Below are 24,562 nucleotides of genomic sequence, written 5' to 3'. Positions count from 1 at the left end.
GTTGTGTACGCGCGAGATGACACTCCGGCCCGCCCGGCCTCGCGCCAGCGGTCAGTAGAGCGAGGTCTGCGTCCTTTCAGGTAGTTGGCGATCATATGTCTCGGCATCGAAGGTGCCGCCGCTCAAGCGGCGGAGCATCGCACCGGTACTCGGCAAGGACGAGCGCTCGACATGCTTCGCTGGATCCCAGAGACTCGAGCGCACGATCGCTTTCGCGCAGTGGAAGTACACCTTCTCGACGCTGACGACGATGACCGTGCGCGGCTGCTTGCCGCGAATTTCGAAGCGGGCGAGCAATTGCGGATCGACCGATATCCGCGCGCGCCCATTGACGCGCAGCGTTTCGCCGACGCCCGGGATCAGGAAGAGCAGAGAGACGCGAGGATCGGCGACGATGTTCTTGAGATTATCAATTCGATTGTTGCCGGGCCGATCGGGGATAGCCAACGTTCGCTCGTCGAGGATCGACACGAATCCAGCCGGATCGCCCTTCGGCGAACAGTCCGTTCCGCCTTCGCCCACCGAAGCCAGCACGACGAACGGCGACGCTCGAACGAATGCCTGGTAGTCCTCGTTCAGATGGTCGATTTCTTTCCACAACGAGCGCTCATGCGCGTGGCCGTAGATCGATTCGAGTTGCTCGAGCGTGGTGATGGAATGGGTCACGGCGATGCCCTCGGGGATGGTGAGGAATAGCGCTATCGGTACTGACGGGCAAGTATACAAGCGCGGGCGAAGAACTCGTCGCTCAGCTCTGGAATGTCGCTTGTGTCGATCTGCTCATCCTTGAGCTTTTTCAGCCACTCCCAATCAGTCTTTGATGCGCGATCCATCGGGTTTTGGTGCTCCGATCCAAAAGGTGAATGCTCGCCCGTGAGCGGCTCTTTGGGTGCCAACGTTTCGTTGATGAGCGCCTGCGACTCGGGTTGATAACGCCGTGATTCCTCGGGGGCAAGGCCTGACTCGGCGAACAGATTCGCCCCTCGTCTGGTCACATTGCGAACGCGCGTGTCAACTTTGCTCATGTCTGCTCCTTCCTTTTCTCAACGACCGCACGATATCGGGTCACCAACTGCCTGCAATGTAGCTCAGCTCCGCGCTCGGCCAGTCTCGTACGCCAGAAATCGGGCTCACGTCCGACTCATCGATCAGCCGCTCCCCGCGCACGTTCTCCGTCGACTACATCAAGCGGCACATCGTCATCAGGCAAGCTTTCGACTAACAACCACAGCACGAAGGGCCGCTCAGGGGCCCTTGGCGTATCCGGAGAACCCCGTCAGTCAATCTGAGCTAGAGCGCTCAGTGATGTGGATCATAAAAATCGTCTTTCTCTCGGTAACAATCTAAAGCATGAATGATGTCCGCCTCTGAAGCCGCGGATTTTCGCTTTCTCTCAAAGTTGACGACGTCTCGAAACGTCTCAACATCGAGCAACTGCCGCATACCTCGATCATTTGCAATCTTCGGCAAATGCGTACCAGCGACAACGTCTTCGAGCTCATCATCCCCCTCCAGATAGAGAATCTCCGTCTCCCGAGGCTTGGTCGCCCAAGAGCTCTGATCAACAAACAGAGCAGCATCCCAGTTGAGCTTATCCAGTTCGCCAAGCAGCTCTTGAATCGTTCGATAAAGTTTCATGTTAGATCCCGTGCGCTATCCTGCACCCTCTTCCACCAAAGTATTTCTTCCGCCAATACCTTTTGCGGGGTAGTCAAGATGGCAGGACCCATGATCAGCTCATCAGGCAAGCTGTCGACTGACCGTCACAACGCAGGTGAAGAGCCGCGCCTGCGGCCCTTGCTGTTCAAGGTTGCAGATCAAATATCCTACGAAGGCACGCGACAGCATCGTCCTTTTTCTTTGGATCAAGTTTGATCCTTACCGACTTCGAACCATCCCAGTGAAATTTATTTTCATCATGCAACGAAATCGTCACGATCAACTCATTAACCGTGAATGATGCGTTCCTCGTACGGAAGCCATATATCTGATCATCTGGCTCGACATAGATCGAATCAGGATTCTCGTAAGCGTCTCGACAGAGGCCGATGTTATGCGGCACCTGATCTACATCGAAGTTCAATATGAAGCCAACGGAAAAAAATCCGTCGTCACTATCTTCGTTATCGATAGCGATCTCTACAGGGTTAAGAATTTCTTCCATGTTCATCTCGAACTGCAGATCGTCCCCAAACTTTCCGCCGCGTTCTAAATTCCTTCAAAGGCCACGCCACGCGTCCGTCGCCGTCGGTCAACTGCTCCGGCAGACCAGTGCCCTTGCAGGCCGGTCTTGTCGGTCATACTCTGATTACCAGGAAGGAAGCCTCTCCGACTTACATCTTCCATCAACGCATAGTTTTTCTTGACGCGTTTTCAGCCGCACATCAACGTTTATACGGGGGATGCTCACCATCGACTAGAGCCCCGCAAATGGATCGTACTTGTACTTATCGTCGATCGGCTGAAATTTGAGACCTTTCAGCACGCGTACTTCTGATTCTCGTTTAAGACTCTCTGTACAAAAAAGTGCGCCCGTTTCGATGCATACAAAGAGTGCTGGATAGGCAATGTCCGCAGGAACGAATCGATCGATGCGGTCATACATATGTGCCCCCGGATAGAGCCGATTCTTCAATGCTTCACCAGTGCGGGGATCCGCCGCATCGCTGTATTCCGACTGATCTCTGTCGAGGGCGCTGATATGACTGCGGAGCAAAAGAATGAAGTAGTTCTTTGTGGGCTTGCGGCCTCCGGGCAACGAGAGACCTATCGGTACAGCTCGATGCTCCACTTTCAGTGCCTCGCACAAGCTCACGAACTGCTCCGAAACAAGGCGCAGAGGTCCATAGTAATCACAATCAAAGTCCTTTATCTTTGATCGAAACCGGTAGTCCTTGACAATCGTCGCATCCGCCGCATGTGGATCCAGGGGCTCCCATTCGAACTCTGAGTGATTAAACTCGCCGCTAAGGTACGGAGGACAACCGGGCTTCGTTCCATCGTACTGCAAGCAAAATAAGGTAGTCATAGCAATCGTCCAGTTACTGGGTCCACGGGGAATAGGCCGTTATCGAGCCCTTGCGACGCCCAATTCTGAACCTTGCGTACACCGAGAATGAGATCCGTATCGGATACTTGTCCCTGTTGCCAGAGCTGATTCAGTTGCTGCAACTTCGGCTCGATCGCTCCCGTGTACTGGTTGTGGTTACTCCAGTGTCCTGGTAGTCCAGTTTTTTGAGCCATGTCGCTATTACCTGGTAAGAATTTTCCGTTTGATGCGCCATCCCCTTCAAAGCCCATGCTTCGCAATTTCTTGAACATTGGCGCGAAGTCGGGGCGCTTCATCAGCTCCTCGGGGATGAGGTGATGATTTGCCATTTCATCACCAGGCCTCGCCCCCATATTCTTGCCGAGAACGGTGGAACACCAACCCCAAGGGTCAATCCATGTTAGGGGGCTCGGCGCGTACTGATAGAGATTCGTGCCGCCGAGCAGCCCGATCGGATCCTGATTAATAAACCGTCCCACGTCCGGATCATAGAACCGAAACGTGTTGTAGTGTAGCCCCGTCTCGCGATCCAGATACTGCCCCTGAAAACGCAAATTCTGCGGGATCGGCGTCATCTGCCGCCCGGTCCTCACGACCGGTTCAGGGTGTACCCACTCCTCCTGGATCGTATTGCCCCATACCTTGTATCGCCCCCGCCACGCCACGCGTCCGTCGCCGTCGGTCAACTCCTCCGGCAGTCCCGACACGTCGTTATGGAAGTAGTAGACGTTCGGCGGCGCGATTTGCCCATCATTGGCCGCTTGCGCCGGCTTACTGTCGATGCGCGCCAGCGGCACGTAGCTATTCGGTTCGTACAGATACGTCGCCTCCTCGTCGCCGCAGCGCTCCTGCAGCAGCCGCATCCCGTCCCACACGAATTCCGTCGTCACGTGGCCGTTCGACTTGCGGATCCGCCGCCCCAGCGCATCGTATTCGAACGCGATCATCCACTGCCAGTTGCCCTTTTGCGTCATCACCTGAGTCAAGCGGTGGAAGGCATCGTAGACGAAGCGCTGTTGCTGAACATGCCCGCTCAACTTCTTCATCAGCCGTCCATAGATGTCGTATTCGAAGCGCTTGTCCTCATACATCTTGAGCCGGTTGTATTCGACATAACCGCCCCGGCGTTCCTCCGACACCAGGTTCGCCGCTGCGTCCCAGCGATACACTTCCGGCGCAATGCCCACGCCGCTCGCCTGCTCGATACGCCCCGTCGCGTCATAGCGATAGTCCGTCCGCCCATGAACCGAGTGCAGCTTGCGCACCACCTCGCCCGCCGGATCGTATTGCCACTCCTTTCGCAGTGCGAAGCTTTGCGCATCCGGCGCCGCCGGTCGGCCCGCAAACGCTTCCTGCAGCGTGCGCCGCCCCAGCACGTCATAGCCGAACCGACTCGTCACCCTGCCCTGCGTGCGCAGCACCTCTCGATGCAGATCGTCGCGCTCGATATCGGTGACGACCATTCCGTCGAGGTTGATCTGGTGTAGGTGCCCGGAGCCGTAGTAGAGCCAGTTGTCGATAATTGCCCCGACTTGCTATACCCGTATATGCACAGCAGATCACCCGCTTCTTTCGCTATCACCCGGCCCAGCGCATCCCGTACGTACGTAGTGATCAGCGCGTGATCCGTTCCCGCTGCATCCGTCGTTCGGGTTCCCGATCCGCGAGCATCGTATTCATAGGTTTTCCGGATAACGAGGCGTGACGCAGTGAGACCACCGCTGCCTTCATGTTATTGGAACCCAAACGATTCATATCGGAAACGTTCGTCGATTGGCTGAAATTCGATCCCTTTCATCCCGTGGCCCTCCATACACTCCTTAAACTGCTGAGTACAAACACGCCTACTCCCAATTTCCGGCGCGATAAAAAGAGGGGGCTTTTTCAAATCATTAAACACGATACGCTCAAGCATGTCGTACTCCGGGATATCCGGAAAGAACGGATTTATCTCATACCCAGTTCCATCCATTTTTTTCATTCTCACGTGCGACGTCCTATCGGCATCGACGATAGAAACGAATTTATTAAGAGCCATAAAATAAAACTTCTCCTTGACCTTCACTCCGTTAAGAATGACATCCAAAGAAATCAACTGAAAGTCGACCCCTTGATCCGTACAAAGCGAAGCGAATTTTTGACTAACAACGGGCCCTTGCGGTAGAAAATAATCCAAGTCGATGTTTTTCAACCTCCTCCAGTCAATAAACATTTGAAAATGCGTGTCAATTTTTGGCGCAATCGAAACATCATTCCACGGAAACTGTACATCAGGCAAGAAGGTTGCCTTCCAAACCCAATCATGCGGTTGCGGCAAAACGATATAGAGCCTCTCTTCCTTCAATTCAACCTCCCTGTTACAGGATCGACGCTAAACAATCCCCCTTCCAATCCAGCCCTTGCGTCCGCCTGGATTTTTCCGAGACCCAAAACGACCTGTGTATCGCTAAGTCGCCCAGTTGTGAATTGGTTATTCAATGCATTGACTCTCGCGTCAATAGCGGCCGTATGTGTGCGTGATTGGACCAGTGCCCCGGCAACCCGGTCTTCTCGGTCATACCCTGATTTCCTGGGAGGAAGATACCATTCGACGCCCCATCCGGTTCAAATCCGGATCTCCTCGCGTTTTCAAATAAATTTCTATAACGCGGATTTCCCATTATCTCCTCCGGAATAAGATGGTGATTAGCCATCTCATCGCTCGGACGGGCGCCCATATTTTTGCCAAGCTTAGTCGAGCACCATCCCCATGGATCGATCCAGGTGAGCGGGTTAGGCGTATAGCGATAGAGGTTCGCGCCCCCGAGCAGACCGATCGGATCCTGCGTAATGAACCGTCCGATGTCCGGATCGTAGAACCGAAACGTGTTGTAGTGTAGCCCCGTCTCGCGATCCAGATACTGCCCCTGAAAACGCAAATTCTGCGGGATCGGCGTCATCTGGCGCCCGGTCCTCACGACCGGTTCAGGGTGTACCCACTCCTCCTGGATCGTATTGCCCCATACCTTGTATCGCGCACGCCACGCCACGCGTCCGTCGCCGTCGGTCAACTCCTCCGGCAGTCCCGACACGTCGTTATGGAAGTAGTAGGCGTTCGGCGGCGCGATGTGCCCATCATGGGCCGCCTGCGCCGGCTTGCTGTCGATGCGCGCCAGCGGCGCGTAGCCATTCGGTTCGTACAGATACGTCGCCTCCTCGTCGCCGCAGCGCTCCTGCAGCAGCCGCATCCCGTCCCACACGAACTCCGTCGTCACATGGCCGTTCGATTTGCGGATCCGCCGCCCCAGCGCATCGTATTCGAACGCGATCATCCACTGCCAGTTGCCCTTTTGCGTCATCACCTGCGTCAGCCGGTGGAACGCGTCATAGACCAAGCGCTGCTGCTGAACGTGCCCGCTCAGCTTCTTCGTCAGCCGCCCATAGATGTCGTATTCGAAGCGCTTGTCCTCATACATCTTGAGCCGGTTGCATTCGACATAGCCCCCTCGCCGTTCCTCCGACACCAGGTTCGCCGCCGCGTCCCAGCGATACACTTCCGGCGCAATGCCCACGCCGCTCGCCTGCTCGATACGCCCCGTCGCGTCATAGCGATAATCCGTCCTCCCATGCACCGCGTGCAGCTTGCGCACCACCTCGCCCGCCGGATCGTATTGCCACTCCTTTCGCAGTGCGAAGCTTTGCGCATCCGGCGCCGCCGGCCGACCCGCAAACGCTTCTTGCAGCGTGCGCCGCCCCAGCACGTCATAGCCGAACCGGCTCGTCACCCTGCCCTGCGTGCGCAGCACCTCTCGATGCAGATCGTCGCGCTCGATATCGGTGATGACCATCCCGTCGAGGTTGATCTGGTGCAGGTGCCCGGAGCCGTAGTAGAGCCAGTTGATCGTGCGTCCGTCGGGCAGTCGTGTCGCGATCCGGTTGCCGAGCTCGTCGTACCGGTGTTCGATGCGCAACGTCGGCGCGAGAGCTCATCTGAGCGCTCAGGCATGTCGCAGAAGCCCTTCAACCGCTGTATGAAGCTCACTGGTACGCTGCTCTGAACCTCGGTCCCGGTAAGCGCGTCCACTTCTCCGTCGACTACACCAAGCGGTACATGTTCATCAGGCAAGCTCTCGACTAACGTCCACAGCACGAAGGCCGCTCAGCGGCCCTTCGTGCATTACGGTGCTACATCGAAGTACCAAACCAGGAAGTCGTTGAAGGTAGCCCAGCGTGCCGGCATATTACCTTCCAAGAAGTCATCCAGTGCCCCGATGTCGAGGTCGTAGACTGCCTCATCATCTTTGCCGTAGAGATACATCCCTTCGCTCTCATCCGACGTAAGCGCGAGATATTGGTCGGGAATGTGATATCGATCACGGACATAGTCCGTTTGATCCGGAATCGCTGGTATCGCCGGCCCCTCGATATCAAGCAGTTCAGCCACCGGACGCGGGCTTATGAAGCTTCCCTGGTACTTCAAATAAAACGCCCCAAGTTCCGAGCTAGGATCTACTCCCAAACTGCGGATCACCCGCTCCGTCGATTTTGGATTTGTCCGGATCACATCGCCACTGACTGTGGCGAGATACGTTTCAACCTTCGATGGAATCATCACCTACACCCTCCATTCCTTGCCGCCTTGGCGGCCGCAGCACGATCTTTCCAGTACTGTTTTCTGTCAACATCGAATGCCTTCCGGTCCACAGGGAAATCAGGATTTTTTTGACTCCCGAATGGATGCAACGCTTCTCTACCAGCACCACTCGCAGCTCTGTGGGTGCTAGTCGTCACCTCAAATAAAGGTCCAATCGATTGCTGACGCGAATGATGCAACTGGATTTGCTGCAACACCCCATCCTTCATAACGAAAGGCGCGCCCCCCTCAGAAGCACGCATCAAGTTTGTCTTTCCTCGGTACTCCAAGTCCCAGTCAATATCTTGCTGAAAGACGGTATATGAAAGCCCCGTTCCTTTATCCCCCGGACCCCAAGTTGTCTTGGAAAAACTCCATCCCCACGGATCTATCCACGTCACCGGATTGGGGCTGTACGCGTATAGGTTGCTTCCGCCAGCCAAGCCGATCGGGTCCTGGTTGATGAACCGCCCCACGTCCGGGTCATAAAACCGAAACGTGTTGTAGTGTAGCCCTGTCTCGCGATCCAGATACTGCCCCTGAAACCGCAGATTCTGCGGAATCGGCGTCATCTGCCGCCCGGTGCTCATGACCGGTTCCGGGTGTACCCACTCCTCCTGGATCGTATTGCCCCAAACCTTGTATCGCGCCCGCCACGCCACCCGTCCGTCGCCGTCCGTCAACTCCTCCGGCAGTCCCGATACGTCGTTATGGAAGTAGTAGACGTTCGGCGGCGCGATGTGCCCATCATTGGCCGCTGGCGCCGGCTTGCTGTCGATGCGTGCCAACGGCACGTAACTATTCGGTTCGTACAGATACGTCGCCTCATCATCGCCGCAGCGCTCCTGCAGCAGCCGCATCCCGTCCCACACGAATTCCGTCGTCACGTGGCCGTTCGACTTGCGGATCCGCCGCCCCAACGCGTCGTATTCGAACGCGATCATCCACTGCCAGTTGCCCTTTTGCGTCATCACCTGCGTCAGCCGGTGGAACGCGTCATAGACCAAGCGCTGCTGCTGAACGTGCCCGCTCAGCTTCTTCGTCAGCCGCCCGTAGATATCGTATTCGAAGCGCTTGTCCTCATACATCTTGAGCCGGTTGTACTCGACATAGCCGCCTCGCCGTTCCTCCGACACCAGGTTCGCCGCCGCGTCCCAGCGATACACTTCCGGCGGAATTCCCACGCCGCTCGCCTGCTCGATGCGCCCCGTCGCGTCATAGCGATAGTCCGTCCTCCCATGCACCGAATGCAGCTTGCGCACCACCTCGCCCGCCGGATCGTATTGCCACTCCTTCCGCAGTGCGAAGTTTTGCGCATCCGGCGCCGCCGGTCGACCCGCAAACGCTTCCTGCAGCGTGCGCCGCCCCAGCACGTCATAGCCGAACCGACTCGTCACCCTGCCCTGCGTGCGCAGCACCTCTCGATGCAGATCGTCGCGCTCGATATCGGTGATCACCATGCCGTCGAGGTTGACCTGGTGCAGGTGCCCGGAGCCGTAGTAGAGCCAGTTGATCGTGCGTCCGTCGGGCAGTTGAGTCGCGATCCGGTTGCCGAGCTCGTCGTACCGGTGTTCGATGCGCCCCGTCGCCGTGCGCTCGCTCAGCACTTCGCCTCGCGGTCCGTAATTGAGCTCGACGCGATTTTGAAGCGAAGCGCGCTCGCCATATCGGGCGAACTGCTCGGCCTTCGATAATTGCCCGGCCTTGCTATATCCGTATGTGCACAGCAGCTCACCCGCTTCTTTCGCGATCACCCGACCCAGCGCATCCCGTGCGTAGGCAGTGATCAGCGCGTGCTCCGTGCCCGCGGCATCCGTCGTTCGGGTTCCTGATCCCCGAGCATCGTATTCATAGGTTTTCCGTATGCCGTCGAGCCCGATTTCCTCCACAAGCCGATCGGTCTCGCTGTACTTGAAGCGATACGTCTCGCGGTTCTCATTCGTCAGCGTCGCAAGGCGGTAAGCCGCGTCGTAGCCGAACCGCACCGCGCGGTCGGCCGCATCGGTCCTGCTTATGACCAATCCGCGCGGATTCAGCTCGTAACGGGTGCGGTTGCCCTTCGCATCGACGATCTCGGTCAGCCGGCCGGCAGTGTCGTAATGAAATTCCTGCCGGCTGCGGTCCGCATTGACAATTTCCGTCACACGTCCCAAGGGGTCCGCGCGATAGGCGGTATGCTGCCCCATCGCGTCCGTCACGCGGGCTAACGAGCCGCGTTCATCGTAGGTAAATCGCGTTTGCTTGCCCGAGCAGTCGGTGTAGGCGGTCAACTGCCCGCGGCTATTCCATTCGAGCAGCTTGTATCCCCCGCGCGCATCGCGGATCGTATGCAGCAGGCCGCGCTCGTCGTAGTGGTACTCGGTCTTGAAGCCGGCCTCGTCGACGGCTACCTTCAGATTGCCCTTGTCGTCGTAGCGGTAGACGCGCCGATGGTTCGCCGCATTCGTCTCGGCGATCGGAACATCGAAGTGCCCATTCCATTCCGTTCTTTCGGTTTCGCCAAGTGCGTTGGTGCGAGCGATCTCGCGGCCCAGCTCGTCGTATTCGAACGACGTGGTAGCGCCAGTCGGATCGATTGCGCGCATGAGTTGCCGCAGTTCGTTCCATTCCAGCCGCCAGACGTTGCCTTCGGCATCGGTATAGGACGTGGGCTGGCAATTGGCATTCCACTCCCACCGGGTGACGCGCCCCAATTGATCCCGCACGATCGTCGTGCGCTGCTCGGTGTCGGTCTCGAACGTGTACGATTCGCCGTCGTCGGTCCAATGGCGCACCACACGCGCCGTCGTGCCTTCGCCCTGCCATGCATAGAAACTTTGAAGGCCACCCGGCAGGACCTGACTCGTCATTAGCCGATTCTCATAGGTGAACCGGCGTCGGACGGTTCCCGTGCGGTCGGTGACCGTTGCCAGTTGCCCCTGGGCGGAATATTCGTATCGAACCAAGACTTCTTCAGGTTCGCCCTCGACGCCGCGCGCGAGGCGCACCGCTGTGATGCATTGCGCGAATCCGGGATCGTAGTCGAAGCGCAACACGCGACCGCAGCTGTCGGTCATCTTCGACGGGCGATGCGCGCCGCCGGTTGCTTCGTACTGCAAAGCAATCCAGTTGCCGTTGCGGTCCTCGAGGCGTTGAAGCTTGAGCCGCTCCACCGGCGTCTGACCTGTCGCAGGTCCGAAGTCCCGGTAAAGCCCATCGACCGTTTCGACGATATAGTGCCCGCCCGCCGTACAGATCAGATACGTACCCTCGGGAACACTGAAGTGGCTCTCACCGGCGGGAACGGGCGGGAAGACGATATCGCGCCCTTGTTCGTCGTAATAGGTCAGGCTCTCGACCTCGCCGGCCGCGTTACGCTCAACGACGAGCTCGACGCTGAACGGCACGCTCCAGCCTTGCCCGAACCAACTGTCGGCTCGCACGTCATGGCTGCTGTAAAAGCGTCGCCAGGTAATCGGCAGCGGCCCGGGCAGCACGAAGTCCGTGTCGTGCTCACCGTCGAGAATCTTCCCCCCGGTAATGGCGTTGACCGGATGGCCCACGAGCGTGCGGATGCCATGGCCGATCATCCCGCCGACAAAGCTGGCGCCGAAGCTCATCGCCAAGCAAGGCAGATTCCCCATGAGCCCCTTCAGGTTCATCCTGCCTCGTCCGCACAACGCCAACGCGACGCCGATTGCGAAGCCCAGCACCCCGACCCACCAAGGCCGCTCGTCGTGGATCTCGCGCACCGTGACCGTTCCACCGCCGATGAATACGTTGTCCGAACCTTTCGCGATCGAACCGCCGCATGTGGTCTTGTCCTTCACACGCGCGGCGGGCTGCCCATTGATGAATACACTGTCCGAGCCCTGCGCGATCATCTGCGGGCCGCCGTGATCGCTGCATTTCACCGTATCGAGATCGCCAGGCGAAGCAGCACGCGCCGCCTTCTCCCCGTTGACGAAGACATCGGACGACCCGCTGCTGATATTGCCTTTGATGACGGGCGGCACGAGCGCATCGACGGCACTCGACACGCCCTTGTCGATGAGTTCGTTGAGCCCCGTTCCCTCCATCGCCGCCGATACGGCAACCATGATGGCAAGCTCGGCAGGCGCGGCCAATCCGCCCGTGCCGACCGCCAACGCCACGCCAGCCGCGGCCACCGCCGTCAACGCCGCGCCCACGGCAATGCCGGCCACGAGTGAGCCGCCCATCTTGAGCAGGTCACCCATTAGCGACGTATGTTCGATCGGATCGTCTATTCGCGCGGCTGCGGTCATGGCCGAGAAGTCGTCGGGCGTAAGTCGAACAGGGGACTTGAGCGGGCGCGGCGTCAGCCAATGGCCCGCGAGCGCGGCGCAAAGCTGTCGAGCATCTGTTGCGCGAAGGCAATTTGCTCTGCATCCAGCGGCTTGGCGCATGTCAGCGTCATGACGACCATGCGGTCCCCGCCGACGCGAAAGACCGTCTGCAATTGATGCAACGTCGCACCGCTTTGCTCGAGCACGAGATCGATCTGCGTACCGGGCAGGTTCTCGACACCCACCGTCACCGCGCGCCGTCCCAATTCCTTAAGGCTGGGCACCTGGCGCGCCGCCGCTTTCAATTGGCGATCAATGAATGCTTCTTCGCTTTCCTCGACCTGCAACGGCTCGCGCGAAACGACCAAGCTCAATCCGCCTGGTCCCAGGTTGACGAGAATGGCGTTGACCGTCCGATCGAAGGCGGTGTCAGGAAGCGTGAACGTCCCTTCGTTTATCGCGTAGTCCATGTCTTGTCTCAGGGGGGCGCTGGGCCGTTCCTACTTGTTCAAATCGATTCGCTTGCCGTTGATCATCACGCCCGAGTCGTCGATCAAAATGACCGAGCCATTGTGCTCGAGCCGGATACCCTCCGGCGCCAAGGTGATCATGCTGGCGCCGACCGCGTGCATGATGCCGCGCTCGGCTTGGTAGACCTGTGTCCCGCCACCGCCGTCTTTCGCGGCCGTGTTGACTTCGACCGTCGTCGCCGTCGTCGTCCTCGCGAGCGCAATCGATTCGTTGAGACTGCCCTTCCCGATCTGCTTGACCTCGTCGCCAGTGTTGACGAGCACCGTGCGATTGCCTTGATCAACGGTGTGCGTTTCGTTGTCGAGGATGACTGTGGTCATGTCCTTCTGCGCGTGCAGGAAGACCTCTTCCGAACCATTGACATCGGAGAACCGCAGTTCGTTGAAACCCGAGCCCCGATGCGTCTTGCTGCGGATTCCCATCGTCTGGCCGCTGGTCTCTTTGTACGGGTTCTCTGCCGCCCCGTTGAAAACGCGCCCGACGATCACAGGGTTATCGGGATCGCCGTCGTTATACGCGACGATGACCTCCTGCCCGATGCGCGGAATCGCCGAGCCGCCCCACCCTTCACCGGCCCACGGTTGCGATACGCGCACCCACATTGAATCCGACCCGTCGTACTGCCCGCGGCGATCCCAGAAGAAGTGCAGCTTCACACGGCTGCCGTCGGTGTAGATCTCTTCGCCCTTCGGGCCTACCACAATCGCCGCCTGTGTCCCCTGCATGTAGGGCTTCGGCGTAATGCGCTGCGGCCGGTACGGCACTTCGAACGGCTGGCATGTGAATTCGTTGCGGTAAGGCATCTCGGCCGCATGCCGCGTGTAGTCGTTCACGGCCTGATGCCGCACGTGCAACGCTACGTAGTCCTTATTGTCGTAAGCGGCGTTCGGGTGATTGACGAGCGTGAAGCGGCCCATCGTCGTCATCGCGCAGACGAAGCCTGTGCCATTAAAACGCCGCGCCTGTGCCTCCTCGGCTTCCATCGCGTAACGCGCGTAGCGCTGTCCGTCGTCGTGGTGATCGTAAAGCGAGTGATACTGGTAGCGCTCGGTCGTTTCGATCTTCGGGTTCTTCAGGCGGCTCGTCGGCGCCTGCACGTACATCAGCGACGAAGACGGCTGGTTGTAGTTGAAATCACGAAAGCTGATCTTGCCGACGCGAAACTCGAACGCCTCGTCCCATCGGTCGATGCCCTCGCGCTCGCTCGCCGCGCTGTCCGCGTAGTACGGCACCGCCTTCAGCGTCTCGACCTTCGGCAAGGCTGAGTTCGTATCGCCGATCACGAGCACATGCTTGTCCTTCTCGTAGCGGAACGTCCAAAGCATGCCTTCCTGCTCCATCAGTCGCGCGCAAAAGTTGTAGTAGGACTCCTGGTACATCACGATGTACTCGAGCGGCGCCTGCGCCGTGCGAAGGTCGAACTCGTAATCGTGAAAGCCGAGCTCCTGAAAGATCTCGATCAGAATCTGCTTCGCCGTCTTGTTCTGGAAGATGCGGCAATCGGTCGAGCGCGTGAGGAACCAGAACCACGGCACCACCGTCATCTCGTAGCGCGTGACGGTCCCTGAGTTGCCCACGCGCGCGAACGAGGCCACGTAGCCGTCGAAATGGCGGTCGTTCTCGCTCGAGCGCGATACGATCGTCGTGAGGCTCGCGTTCATGCGCGAGGGCTTGAGCGTCAGCTTCACGCGCTGGCCGACGAGCTTCTCCGGCTCGATATCGCTCTGATGCGAGAGCAAATCGAGGTGCATCTCGGGCAGCCGATTGACATATTCGTCGATGACTGCCGCGCTGATCAGCAATACGTCTTCACCTAATGGCGATTCAAAAGTAATGAACCGATTCGTTTGCGTCAGGCGAGGCCGCGCACCCGAAAGGCTATTGATCGAATCGGCAATCGAAGCAGGCGTTTTACCTAATAAAGACAGACCCGTCTGCGCAAGTTGTAAAGTGCGAGACGCACCGCCGATCGCCGCGGCGCCAGGCGCGCCGGTCAGCGTGGCGACCTGGCTCGCCATGCCCGCAAACGAGCCGATTGCATTGAGCGGCGCGGCCGGCGAGCCGGATCCCAGGCCCGTCAGGCCGCCGTTGCCGCCTTCGTTCGACACGAAACTCATGATGAACCCCGTTCGCTATCCCACGCTGGGAAAACGGTGAATGCAACGACTGCTCCATTGAATATTCCTCGATGGAGTCGGTCGGTAATGTATCAAAATTCCCGCTGATTAATCACCCTTTTTGATGTCATTAGGGCGGCGTCTGACAATTGTTGTGCATTGGATGAGGCAATTTTCAGAGCACCGTCGCAACGCCCTCGCGCGGCTCGCATCGTCGTATCTCCCTTCCGTTGCTCTTCGATATGACGACGAGCTGGACGAAGCTGTCGACAGGCGCATACGGCGCAAAGAAGCGCTCCATGACGGCGATGAACGTCGCCAGGCTGCTCTGGGCAAATGCCTGCTCGTCGACGACGAGCTCGACCTCGATGCCGCGCACGAACGCAGGGCACGGCGGCTTCACGATCCATAGCATGCTGCTGCGGCTGCTCAAGTGTCGGAGGCCGTCGATCTGTCTGGGCTGCAGCCCCGAAACGTTCGCAATCTGACGAAACAGCGTTTTGAATTCGTCGAGCGCCTCGGTGCGAAGCTGAATGGGATGCACTGTCAGATGCGAAATCACTCGCCACAGGGCGCCTTCGCCGCGCGGCGGCAGCACCGGCTCGGTTGGACGCCGCAGCAAAACGATCACGGCATCTTTCTCGATGCCCGTGGTCTCGAGATCACCGCCGTCCGCCCCGATCGGAAGCTCTGACGGCAGTTTTCCGTTCGTACAGGTCAATTGCAGCGACAATGTCTTGATGTCAGACTTCATGGGCTTGCCGTCGAGACCGACGAGCGAAAGCTGCGTCCGCTGCTCGCGCCTAGCCCGCTCCATATGATCCTTTCGTCGGACTGCCCAGTATGGGCCTGAAAAGCTCGTCGATTCACCGTGCATGAGCGAGCGCAACGGCTGAACGATCGCGACGCCGCCCGGGCGAACGGCACGCACCTCGTCGATCGAATAAATTTCGGCGTACGTGTCGGATTTGACGCTCGGCACGACCGTGTAGGTGTCCACCTTCTCGGCGATTTCGATAGGCGGCGCGTCGCACTTGAAGAGGTTGACGAGCGGTGTGCAAAAGAGCCTGAAGTTCTCGGCGGTCAGCTTCGCCATGCGCACGGCCGGCCACGAATCCTCGTGCACGTCCTTGATGGCCAGGTGCAATTTCACACGTCCGCTGGAGCCGGCGGCACGGGCAAGCGTCGACACTTCGATATCGAAGAAATCGAACTTCTCGGGAAATGCAAAGTACTCGAGAAGAAAGGAAAACACCTGCGCTGCGCCGGCGCTCGCGCCCATCATCGACTCGCTGGCTTCAAAGCCGACCGCGCCGATCGGAATTTGCGGGAGCCGTTGCCAGCGCTCGAGCCCGTCGGATTCGACGAAAGCCGCCGCCGCATGCAGCAAAAGACCGTCCATCGCCGATGCCACGATCTCGCGCTGGCCCGTCACATGGACGCGCATTTTGTTCATCGTCGATGCAATCGCCTTGGGTCCCGACGGAAACGCGAGCGTGAACGTCAGCACGCCTGTCGTTTGTTCGGGCAGTGAGACGCCCGTCGGCGCGTAAGCCGTACGTGCGTATCGAACCTCCTCGATCGCAATCGGCGCCAGCACGACGTCATAGACCGACTGAAAGCGGTATGACGTGCCCTTCGTCCTTAATTCCGTGCCCTTCGGCAATGTCCTGGGCTCCGCGAGGCCCGCGAAGAATTTGCCTTTGTTCGGATCGATCCATGCAATCGAGCAAGACGGAAAGGCCCGCAGGTACCGCGGCTGCACGATCTCGAGCAAGTCCTCGGTGAGCTCGGGGTAGTCGTCGTCGATCCTCGATGAGATGCGCGCGGCGATCAGCGCGAACGACTGCAGCATCCGCTCGACGTGCGCATCCTCCGAATGCTCCCCCGAAATCGCCAGGCGAGCGGCGACTTTGGGATAGCGCGCCGCGAACTCCTTCAGCGAGCGACGCAGCATCGCAAGTTCGCGTTCGTAGTAAGGAAGCAGTTCTTCCATTCAGTGTGAGACGGACGGGGTACTCGACGGACACGCCGGATCCTTGCCCCAGTGATCGGCGCAGACGTGCCAACGGCAGAATTGCTCCTCGATGAGGCCGCGTTTGGAGCATTCGGCCACCTGTTGCGCAAGGCTCACCTGACGCAGAGTGCCTGAGCCCGCCGCCTCCTTTCGCGCCGCTGCGGAGCCGACTTGCGCCTTCGCTGCGGCCGGCCCCTGCCTGGCATCGTAAGGCTTCGTGCGCGCCACGAGCGCGGCCAGCAAATCGACGTCTTCGTCGGGCTTCGTCTTCGCGGCGGCGTTCGTGCCATTGCGCGAACGTTCAGTGGCCACACGCTCCGCGTGGCGCTTTGTTTGCCGCTCATGACTGTTGTGTGACGCAACGGCCTTCGCCGCCGAGCGGCCTTGTGCTGGATGCTTCGCCTGCTCCTGGGCGGTTGCGCTCGCGTGGCTCTTGGGCGCTTCGGCACCGGCGGCGAGTGCGCGCGACAATCGTCCGCCGTCCGAGCTATCAGTAGTGGACGCTGCGGCGACGGATGCGGCGGATGCGCTGGACGGCACAGGTTGTGCGCCCGGCGCGTTGTCCGAAACGATGATGGCCGCTTGCGACGAAGACGGAGCGGCTAGCGACGATATGTCGACGCGGCTCGCAGGCGCTGCGGCCGCGGCCGCGGCTGCGGCTGCCAAAAGAGGCGTACTGGCATTCGCCGGTGTTGCGGCGGACACCTGCGTACCGGCATTACCGCCGGCAGGGGCCGTCGCCAGTTTTTCACCGTTGCCCGGCATAGTATGCCGCCATTGCCATGCGCCGAATGCACCGGCACCGGCCAATGCGAAGACCGCGGCGAATAGCCATGGCTTCTTCGAGCCGCGTGACTTCAAAGGCTGCGCGGCGACGCGGCCTTCGAGGTTCGCGAGAATGCGTGAACCGTCATTGGCGAGATCGTTCGCTGTATCGGAAAGCAAGCTGGGCCGCGCTTTGGAATCGCGGCTATCCGGCGCACTCATTCACTGCCTCATTGAATCCGGGATTAATTCGAGCTGATAATGTGATCCGGCCTCCCTTGCAGCAGGCTGGGCAGATTCTAAGAGCAAGCATTACAAAAGACAATTTATTTCACCGCTACGGGCCGACCTTGATTGTCATTGCGCTTACCGCTTATTTCGCGCTCGCCGTGATGCTGGCAGCCGTGCTGCTATTGCCGCCGGCACGCGCGGCACTGATGAACGCAGCGCTCGGACTGCACCGGCGCATCGGGCTTCACGCAACCAAACGCGCAACCGAAGTACGCACTCGCTTTTCCAAATCAGTAATAATTTCCCAATCCGCGTTTAGTGGCGCGAAAAAAATACTGATTCGCCATCGCTTGCTGATTTTGATTACCGCAGGTATCCTTGCCGCGCCTCCTTTTCTGGCAATTGCATTGCGCGGCGGTCAACTATCCGAGTATGACGACGTCACACGGGTGCCGGACGAGAAAATCGCCGCGCTGCTTCAAGGTGAACAGCTCGTTCCACCGCCGCCTTTGCCGCCGGAGGTATTTGCGACGCAGGAAGTCGAACAGGTCCGTCCAGCGTTGGTGGATGCCAGCCGAGATTGGAATCTGCTCGACAGCGACTTTAGAACGCGCTTATTGCTCGTCTACAAGATCATGCGCGAGCAATACGGCTATGAAATGGCTTTGCTCGAGGGTTATCGCAGTCCGGAGCGGCAGGACCGGCTCGCCAAACTCGGGGGTGTAACGAATGCGGCCGCCTATCAGAGCTATCACCAGTATGGGCTTGCCGCCGACAACGCTTTTTTGCGCGACGGCAAGCTCGTGATATCGGAAAAGGACCCGTGGGCGATGCGGGGTTACGAGCTCTACGGGCAAACAGCCGAGCAAGTCGGCTTGACATGGGGCGGACGATGGAAACTGATGGATCTCGGACACGTTGAATACCACAAGCCGGGATTCGTCCTGGCACGCGCGCGAGCCGCCGCGATGGCGGGCAAGTGATACGTGTTTCGGGATATGCCGCACATTGCGTCATGCCATTCGCATTCGAATAGAAGAACGCCTTATGCAACGCTTTCTCAATGCAATCTTTCATAAGCGGACGATGACCGTCGTCGGGCTGCTCCTCGTCGCGGCGATCGTCTTCGGGATAGCGCTCTGGTACGACGCTCCGCTCGTCTGGCCCGCGATCGCGTGCGGCGCCGTGCTCGCGATCGTCGTGATCGTCTGGCTCTGGCGGGCCGCCGCGACGCGCCGCGCCAATCGCCAGCTCGGCGATATGCTCGAGCAGCAAGCGGCAGCCGATAAGGCGACATCGGCTCCTGCGCAGCCGGCCCGTCAAGCGGAGCTCGATGCGTTGCGCACACGCCTCGTCGATGCCGTTCGCACGATCAAGACGTCGAAGATCGGTCAGCTATCGGGTGGCTCCGCGCTCTACGAACTGCCCTGGTACATCATCATTGGCAATCCCGCCGCGGGCAAAAGCAGCGCCGTGCTCAACTCGGGGCTGCAATTTCCGTTCGCCGAAAAGCGCGATGCCGTCGTTCACGGCATCGGCGGTACGCGTAACTGCGATTGGTTCTTCACCACCGAGGGGATCCTGCTCGATACGGCGGGCCGATATTCGGTCTATGAGGAAGACCGCACCGAATGGCTCGGCTTCCTCGGCTTGCTCAAACGCTACCGGCCCCGCGCGCCGATCAACGGCATCATCGTCACGGCGAGCATCGCGGAGCTGACGGCCGGCCGCCCCGATACGACGATCAACCTCGCGCGGAGTCTGCGCCAGCGCGTGCAGGAGTTGACGGAAAAGCTCGAAGTCTTCGCGCCCGTCTACGTCATGTTCACGAAGGCGGACTTGATTACCGGATTCTCGGAATTCTTCGGTGGCGGCGAGCGCCATGAATACGATCGCGTCTGGGGAGCAACGTTGCCGTACGAGCCGGACGAGAAACGCGATATCGTCGCGCTGTTCGATGAGCGGTTCGAGGAGCTTTACGAAGGCCTCAAGGAAATCAGCGTCGCGCAAATGGCGCTGAATCGCGGCAACAAGCTCGCCCCGGGCCAGCTCAGCTTTCCGCTCGAGTTTCTCTCGATCAAGCCGGCGCTGCGCGTGTTTCTCGCCACGCTCTTCGAAAACAATCCCTTTCAGTACAAGCCGATCTTGCGCGGCTTTTACTTCACGAGCGCGCTGCAAGAGGGCGTGACGAACAGCGCCGCGGCGCAGCGGATCGGACAGCGGTTCGGTCTTTCGGCCGACGACGTGCCGGCAGCGCAGGCGCCCACCTCGAAAAACGGCTTCTTTCTGCGCGATCTTTTCTCGAAAGTCATCTTCGCCGACAAGCAGACGGTGCGCCAGTTCGCGAGCCCCGCGAAGCTCCGGCTGCGGTACGGCACCTTCTTCGCGTTCGTCGCCATCCTCGCGCTCGCGCTGGGCGGCTGGACCTGGTCCACGATCGGCAATCAGCAGCTCGTGGCCAATGTGCAGGCCGACCTCAACAACATCGTGCGGATCCAGCAAAAGCGCGACGATCTGCAATCGCGTCTTCAGGCGATGGATATTCTCGAGGACCGTATCGAACAGCTCGAGCAATATCGTCGCGACAGGCCGCTTTCGGTTTCGTTCGGGCTCTACCAGGGCGACATCATCGAGCAGCGTCTGCTGACCGAGTACTACCGCGGCATCAAGCAGCTGATGCTCACGCCGGTCTCGCAGAATCTCGCGGCCTTCCTGAAGGACGTCAATGCGCACGCCGACCAACTTGCGCCGCTCACGCGTCCGCCCGAATCGGGGGCGGTGCCCGTCTCTGCTCGCGCCAATGTTCTGTCGCCCGCGCCGAATGGGCCAAACGCGCAGGGTGGCCTCTACAGCGACGCCTCGCCCACGAACGTCGAAGACGCCTACAACGCGCTCAAGACTTATCTGATGCTCTCGGACAAGCGCCACATCGAAGCGGCCCATCTCACGGATCAACTGGCCCGCTTCTGGCGCGGCTGGCTCGAGACGAATCGCGGCAACATGCCGCGCGACGAGATGATCAGGAGTGCCGAACGAATGATCACGTTCTATCTGTCGCGCGTCGCCGACGACGATTGGCCCATGATCGACGCGAATCTCTCGCTCGTCGACGAAACCCGCGAAGATCTGCGTCACGTCGTGCGCGGCATGCCGGCGCGGCAGCGCGTCTACGAGGATATCAAGGCACGTGCCTCGACGCGTTTCGCGCCGATGACGGTCGCGCGTATCGTCGGCGACGGCGACACGAGCCTCGTCGCGGGCAGCTATGCGATTCCCGGTACGTTCACGCGCGATGCATGGTTCCAGTATGTCCGGCCAGCAATCCGCGACGCGGCCACGAAAGAGCTCCAGGCGAAGGATTGGGTGCTCAACACGGCCTCCCAGGACGACCTGACGCTCGACGGCAGCCCTGAGCAGATCCAGAAGGCGCTCGTCGGCATGTACAAGGCCGAGTACGCACAGCACTGGCAGCGCTTCATGCAGGGCATTGCCATTCAGGACTTCGGCAACTTCAGTCAGGCCGTCGCATCGATGAACCGGCTCGGCGACCCGCAGAGCTCGCCGATCAGGAAAATTCTCGAAACCGCGTACGACCAGACCGGCTGGGACAACCCGGCGCTTGCCTCCACGACGGTGCAACGCGCGCAAAACGGCACGAGCGGATGGTTCAAGCGCTTCTTCTCGTTGCACGAAGACGCGGCGAAAACGGCCGGCATCGATCCGGACGCCATCGTCCCTGCCCAACCCGCGATGGGGCCGGTCGGCGCGGCGTTCACCGGACTTGCGCGCATCGTCGCAAAGCAGGACAACACGTCGCTGCTCGCGAACTATATGGATTCCCTTTCGAAAGTGCGCACGCGTTTCAACGTGATCAAGAATCAAGGCGATCCCGGGCCAGGCGCACGCCAGCTGATGCAGCAGACGCTCGAGGGCAGCGGGTCCGAGCTCGCCGATTCCCTGAAGATCGTCGACGAGCAGATGCTCAACGGGCTCACCGACGACCAGCGCAAGACCTTGAGACCGCTGCTCGTGCGGCCGCTGATGCAGGCCTTCGCCGTCGTCGTCGGTCCGGCCAGCGAGGAGGTCAACAAGGTCTGGGACGCTCAGGTGTACCAGCCGTTTGAAGCATCGCTCGCGAACAAGTATCCGTTCTCCGCCAGTGCGAAGGTTGAAGCGGGCGCGGGTGAAATCGCGCAGGTGTTCGGGCCCGATGGCGCGGTGTCGAAGTTCGTCGGCACAACACTCGGCCCGCTCGCCGTGCGGCGCGGCGATACCCTGAGCCCTCGCACGTGGGGCGGCATCGGCATTGCGTTGACGCCCGACTTCTCGAGCGGATTCGCGCGCTGGGTCGCGCCGCTCTCCGGCGCCGCCGCCGGTGGCGGGCAGTCGGCGGGCGAGCCGCAGACCGTGTTCCAGATCCTGCCACAGCCGGGCTCGAAAACGACCGAATATACGATCACGATCGACGGCCAGCAACTTCGCTATCGCAACACGCCGGCGCAGTGGGCGAACTTCGTCTGGCCGAATCCACAGGGTACGGCCGGCGCGACCTTGACGGCGGTGACGTTCGACGGCCGCACGGTCCAATTCGTCAACGAGCCGGGCCGCTACGGCCTCGAGAAGCTCATCAACTCCGCGCAGCGCAAGCGCAACGCCGACGGGACTTTCGATCTGTCATGGACGCAGGGCGATGTGACGGTGGCGTTCAGCATGCGCATCGTCAGCACCTCGCAGCCATCGAGCGGATCGTCGGACGCCCCGCAGCAGCAAAGCCTGCGCGGCGCGCGCCTGCCGACGTCGGTCGTCGACGTCGCCGCGACCCGCGCTGCCGCCGCGGCCGCGAGCGGTTCGTCGAGCGGCGCCGCGACCGCTGCGATGGTTGCGGCGGACGCCGCCGGCCGCGCACAGTCCGCGAGCGTGTCCACCACCGCCTCGACTACACCGGCCGCGGTCAACGCCGCCGCCACGAACCCGGGAGCCGCGCAATGACGCAATCGGTCCAGGCGCAATTGGCCTACTTCGGCAAGATTCCCTCGCGCGGCGACTTCGTCAAGAGCGCGAACAATCCGCAGCTACTGCAAACGCTCGATCACTGGATCGCTCAAGCGATGGAGCTGCTCGCGGAAGACCCGCGCTGGAAAATCGTCTACGAGAACGCGAAGCCGATGCACTTCGCTTTCCTCGGCTCGCAAAGCAAGCTCGCGATCGCCGGTCACATGATGACGAGTCACGATGTCTCCTCGCGGCGGTTCCCGCTGCTTGCGGCGACGGCACTCGAAGTCGAGCGCCCCCTTGCGTTTCTTGCGCGCAGCCCGCTTGCTTTCGCGCGGCTCTGGGCGCGCGCCGCGAAGCAGATGCGCGAGCTTTTCGAGGGCGCGGAGCCGAATGCCGCGTTGCAGGCGCTCGGCGATACCCAGGTGCCGATCGATGTCGGCGTGGCGAGCTCGCACGACGGCACGTTCGCCGATTTCGTCGAGCACCAGACGCTGGCCGGCCTCGAGCAAATGCTGCTGGCGAGCGGCCACCCGGTCCGGCTGCGCGGCGCGATGCTCGCGCTCGGCTCGCTGCTGAAGCCCGTCATGTTGAGCAAAGCGCCGCATCTCGAACGCGGCCTCACGCTGCCGCTGCCCGTCGATTCGTTCTATCGAAGCCTCGTCGCCGCGTTCTGGCTCGAACTCATCGCCCCGTTTCTCGCGCTGGCCGATTTCGAGATCGCGATCTTCATCGGCACGATCGCCGAGCGCGATCGACTGGTGATCGGATTCAACGGTGCGTCGGCGAAGACGCTCCATAGCGTCATCGATCCACAGGCCTATGCGGCCCAGAACATCGACATCGACGATCCCGAATGGATCGACGAACATGCGCAGAACGAGCCCGGCATCAGCAAGCTCGTCAGCTATCTCGAACAACCTCAACTCTCGTTGCGTATCGCCATCGATACGTTCCGTGAAGCGTTCGTCGGGGCTTAACGCGATGGCTGACTTTGATTCCCTTTTTGCACGGTGGCGCCCTCGGACAGTTTCGCAGTTGGCGTCGATCGCGCTGGCATGTCTCGGATTCGTGGCAAGCGCGGCCGTCCATGCCGACAATGCCGCGCCGGCAAGCGTGACGCCGATCGACAACAGCGGCATCCATATCAAAACGACGACACTGTCCGCGCCGCCTGCGACGGGCGGCATAGCCACTACGCGCGTGCCCCCCACGGTCAACGCGGCCCCGGGACAAGTGGTCATCAGCGGCAAAGTGCCGGACGAGGCCACGCGCACCGCCGTCCTGACCCGCCTTCGCGATACGTACGGCGCGGCTAACATCGTCGATCAGATCGAAGTCGGCAGTGTCGCCACGCCGCCCAATTGGTCGACCAACGTCCAGAAGTTGATAGGCCCGCAGTTGAAGCAGATCAGCAAGGGGCAACTGAAGATCGACGGCACGCAAATCGACGTCAAGGGCGAAGTGGGCAACGAAGCGCAACGCCAGCAAATCGCGAGCGATATGGCCAACGCGCTCAACCCCACCTACACGATCCGGAACGGCTTGCACGTGAGCGCATCGGAGCAAGGCGTGCTCGACAGCACGCTGGCGAACCGCACGATCGCTTTTGAAACGGGCAGCGCGACGCTGACGCCGCAAGGCCGGGCCATCCTCGATCAGCTCGCCGCCGTCATCGCGAAAATGCCGAACAACTCGTTCGAGATCATCGGCCATACCGACAATTCCGGGAGCCGCGCGTCGAATATTGCGCTCAGTCAGGCGCGTGCCGACGCCGTCAAAGGGTATTTGGTCACGAAGGGCATCGCGCCACAGTCGATGACGACGATGGGCGCCGGGCCCGATCAGCCGATCGCATCGAACGATACCGACGAAGGGCGCGCGCGCAATCGGCGCATCGAGTTTCGCGTCGGCAAATAGGCGATCGGACATGTCGATGCGCGGCGCGTGTGATGGCGCACG

The 24,562-nt window shown here is 60.3% G+C and carries 18 protein-coding genes; 4 read left to right on the top strand and 14 right to left on the bottom strand.

What is annotated here, in order from left to right; all coding sequences use genetic code 11:
- Positions 1-51: 51 nt before the first annotated feature.
- From AB4Y31_RS01710 to AB4Y31_RS01645, 14 genes are all read right to left on the bottom strand, one after another.
- Positions 52-666 carry a pyridoxamine 5'-phosphate oxidase family protein gene (locus AB4Y31_RS01710; RefSeq protein WP_368672431.1) on the bottom strand — a complete coding sequence of 205 codons (615 nt, stop codon included), beginning with the start codon at positions 664-666 and terminating at the stop codon, positions 52-54.
- Between the two features lie 32 nt (positions 667-698).
- Positions 699-1,025, bottom strand: a complete 327-nt coding sequence (locus AB4Y31_RS01705) for a hypothetical protein (RefSeq protein WP_368672430.1) — start codon at positions 1,023-1,025, stop codon at positions 699-701.
- Between the two features lie 274 nt (positions 1,026-1,299).
- The gene (locus AB4Y31_RS01700; RefSeq protein ID WP_018442505.1) at positions 1,300-1,638 is read right to left on the bottom strand and encodes a hypothetical protein; all 339 of its coding nucleotides are present in this window, start codon (positions 1,636-1,638) and stop codon (positions 1,300-1,302) included.
- A 166-nt stretch (positions 1,639-1,804) separates the two neighbouring features.
- Complete coding sequence (locus tag AB4Y31_RS01695) at positions 1,805-2,164, bottom strand: hypothetical protein (protein ID WP_102607176.1); 360 nt, start codon at positions 2,162-2,164, stop codon at positions 1,805-1,807.
- Between the two features lie 252 nt (positions 2,165-2,416).
- The gene (locus tag AB4Y31_RS01690; protein WP_146013376.1) at positions 2,417-3,028 is read right to left on the bottom strand and encodes a hypothetical protein; all 612 of its coding nucleotides are present in this window, start codon (positions 3,026-3,028) and stop codon (positions 2,417-2,419) included.
- A complete protein-coding gene (locus tag AB4Y31_RS01685; protein ID WP_368672429.1) occupies positions 3,025-4,512 on the bottom strand; it encodes an RHS repeat-associated core domain-containing protein in 1,488 nt (495 codons plus the stop codon). The genes AB4Y31_RS01690 and AB4Y31_RS01685 overlap by 4 nt, the downstream gene beginning before the upstream one ends.
- 269 nt (positions 4,513-4,781) lie before the next feature.
- Positions 4,782-5,393: a hypothetical protein gene (locus AB4Y31_RS01680; protein WP_368672428.1), complete on the bottom strand. Its 612-nt coding sequence runs from the start codon at positions 5,391-5,393 to the stop codon at positions 4,782-4,784.
- A 130-nt stretch (positions 5,394-5,523) separates the two neighbouring features.
- Positions 5,524-6,999: an RHS repeat-associated core domain-containing protein gene (locus AB4Y31_RS01675; RefSeq protein WP_368672427.1), complete on the bottom strand. Its 1,476-nt coding sequence runs from the start codon at positions 6,997-6,999 to the stop codon at positions 5,524-5,526.
- A 206-nt stretch (positions 7,000-7,205) separates the two neighbouring features.
- On the bottom strand, positions 7,206-7,640 hold the full coding sequence (locus tag AB4Y31_RS01670) for a hypothetical protein (RefSeq protein ID WP_368672426.1): 435 nt from the start codon (positions 7,638-7,640) through the stop codon (positions 7,206-7,208).
- A complete protein-coding gene (locus AB4Y31_RS01665) occupies positions 7,640-11,926 on the bottom strand; it encodes an RHS repeat-associated core domain-containing protein (protein WP_368672425.1) in 4,287 nt (1,428 codons plus the stop codon). The genes AB4Y31_RS01670 and AB4Y31_RS01665 overlap by 1 nt, the downstream gene beginning before the upstream one ends.
- A 53-nt stretch (positions 11,927-11,979) precedes the next feature.
- Positions 11,980-12,417: a DcrB-related protein gene (locus AB4Y31_RS01660; protein WP_368672424.1), complete on the bottom strand. Its 438-nt coding sequence runs from the start codon at positions 12,415-12,417 to the stop codon at positions 11,980-11,982.
- Positions 12,418-12,447: 30 nt separating this feature from the next.
- Positions 12,448-14,496, bottom strand: coding sequence for a type VI secretion system Vgr family protein (locus tag AB4Y31_RS01655; protein ID WP_368673422.1), 2,049 nt, complete (start codon positions 14,494-14,496; stop codon positions 12,448-12,450).
- A gap of 274 nt (positions 14,497-14,770) precedes the next feature.
- Entirely contained in the window at positions 14,771-16,591 is a 1,821-nt protein-coding gene (tssF, locus tag AB4Y31_RS01650; protein ID WP_368672423.1) for a type VI secretion system baseplate subunit TssF, read from the bottom strand.
- Positions 16,592-17,599 carry a hypothetical protein gene (locus AB4Y31_RS01645; protein WP_368672422.1) on the bottom strand — a complete coding sequence of 336 codons (1,008 nt, stop codon included), beginning with the start codon at positions 17,597-17,599 and terminating at the stop codon, positions 16,592-16,594. It abuts the gene before it with no gap.
- A 128-nt stretch (positions 17,600-17,727) separates the two neighbouring features.
- Between AB4Y31_RS01645 and AB4Y31_RS01640 the strand changes: the two genes are divergently transcribed.
- From AB4Y31_RS01640 to AB4Y31_RS01625, 4 genes are all read left to right on the top strand, one after another.
- Positions 17,728-18,591: a M15 family metallopeptidase gene (locus tag AB4Y31_RS01640; RefSeq protein WP_368673421.1), complete on the top strand. Its 864-nt coding sequence runs from the start codon at positions 17,728-17,730 to the stop codon at positions 18,589-18,591.
- Positions 18,592-18,655: 64 nt separating this feature from the next.
- The gene (tssM, locus tag AB4Y31_RS01635; protein WP_368672421.1) at positions 18,656-22,597 is read left to right on the top strand and encodes a type VI secretion system membrane subunit TssM; all 3,942 of its coding nucleotides are present in this window, start codon (positions 18,656-18,658) and stop codon (positions 22,595-22,597) included.
- Entirely contained in the window at positions 22,594-23,580 is a 987-nt protein-coding gene (gene tagF / locus AB4Y31_RS01630; RefSeq protein ID WP_018442516.1) for a type VI secretion system-associated protein TagF, read from the top strand. The genes tssM and tagF overlap by 4 nt, the downstream gene beginning before the upstream one ends.
- A gap of 58 nt (positions 23,581-23,638) precedes the next feature.
- Positions 23,639-24,520: an OmpA family protein gene (locus AB4Y31_RS01625; RefSeq protein ID WP_368672420.1), complete on the top strand. Its 882-nt coding sequence runs from the start codon at positions 23,639-23,641 to the stop codon at positions 24,518-24,520.
- Positions 24,521-24,562: the final 42 nt, after the last annotated feature.

Origin of the sequence: Trinickia sp. EG282A (genome assembly GCF_040965455.1) — a bacterium.
GTDB lineage: Bacteria > Pseudomonadota > Gammaproteobacteria > Burkholderiales > Burkholderiaceae > Trinickia > Trinickia symbiotica.
Note: the sequence above shows the minus strand (reverse complement) of the source record. Positions and strands in the feature narration are given on the sequence as shown.